1 protein-coding gene is annotated in these 1194 nt (G+C 37.9%); it reads right to left on the reverse strand.

Annotated features, from left to right (window positions below; genetic code table 11):
- Positions 1 to 180 precede the first annotated feature (180 nt).
- On the reverse strand, positions 181 to 1062 hold the full coding sequence (locus ACFIL3_RS10330) for a hypothetical protein (RefSeq protein ID WP_375632886.1): 882 nt from the start codon (positions 1060 to 1062) through the stop codon (positions 181 to 183).
- Between the last annotated feature and the right edge of the window lie 132 nt (positions 1063 to 1194).

The following is a 1194-nucleotide window of genomic DNA, read 5'->3' on the forward strand; positions in this document are numbered from 1 at the left end:
ATAAAAGCCGTATCAATTCATTTTGATGCGGTTTTTATGTATTAAGGCTTGCATTTTTACACGTTTTGTGTAATATACTTTAACATTTAAAATGTATAAGTTTCCAGTTGCAAACAAAAGCCGTGTCTTAAAGGACGCGGCTTTTTTGCTATAAAGCAGCCCCCCGCCCCGTTATTTTATTTACGCTGCTTTGTTTGTGCTTTGTTCACTACCATCAGTATCATCACAAATCTTTTGCTTGCCATTAATTACAGCGTTGCCAGAGATTTTTACACCCTCTTCAATAATAGACCTATTAGAAACACACGCATCATCATAAATTTCTGCTTTTTCATAAATACGAGCATTCTCATAAACACGGGCATTGCCATAAATCTTGACATTTTTGTAGACAAGCGCTTTACCATAAACCCTAGCATGATCAAAAATATGAGAACCTTCGTATACGCAAGAAGACCCTGATACTTTTGCATTGCCATAAACAAAGCCCTTCACATAAGCACTATGCCAAACCTTGGCATTGTCATAAATTTTTGCCTCTATACTAATAAAAGCTTTTCCATAAACCACGGCATTATCACAAACTTGACCACAAACCTTAGCATGATCATAAACCTTGGCATTGCCATTAACCACACACTTGCCATAAACCCACCCCTTGCCACGAAACCACATGGTACCACTAATACTAGCATTATCAAAAATCTTAGCATTGCCATAAACATGGGTATCACGACCATAAACCTTGGCTTTATCACTCACTACAACGTTACCATAAACTTTAGCATTTTGAGCAATAACGGCTTCATTACGTATTTTAGCATTTTCACTAACGACAGCATCATATGCTGCAATAGCATCATCATACACCCAGCAATTCCCATCATGAGAGAGGTTATCTTCCTTCTCAATAAAACCACCAAGGTCACCAGCCTTGACATCATCGAAATCCCTTAATGCGCGTATGCGATAAAAGTATCTAGGTTGACGGGTTTCTGCATCGTAAACTTTTTTTATTTCGTCTATAATTTCATATTTTTTAGATACAGTTTTAGTGGTCATAGGTAGCTCCCTAATCTAATATTCAAACAAATTTTTAAATGAAATGGTTATAAGCAGGCGCCCCCGCCGCGCCCGCGCCGTTATTTAAGCTGTTTTCCTATGAGGACGACACATAACAAAGCAAATTTCACC

This window comes from Bartonella sp. CE47NXGY, from assembly GCF_042195415.1.
Classification (GTDB): domain Bacteria; phylum Pseudomonadota; class Alphaproteobacteria; order Rhizobiales; family Rhizobiaceae; genus Bartonella.

Excerpts from the sequence above, each read along its gene's own strand:
- ACFIL3_RS10330 (WP_375632886.1), bottom strand. The coding sequence starts at position 1,062 with ATGACCACTAAAACTGTATCTAAAAAATATGAAATTATAGACGAAATA.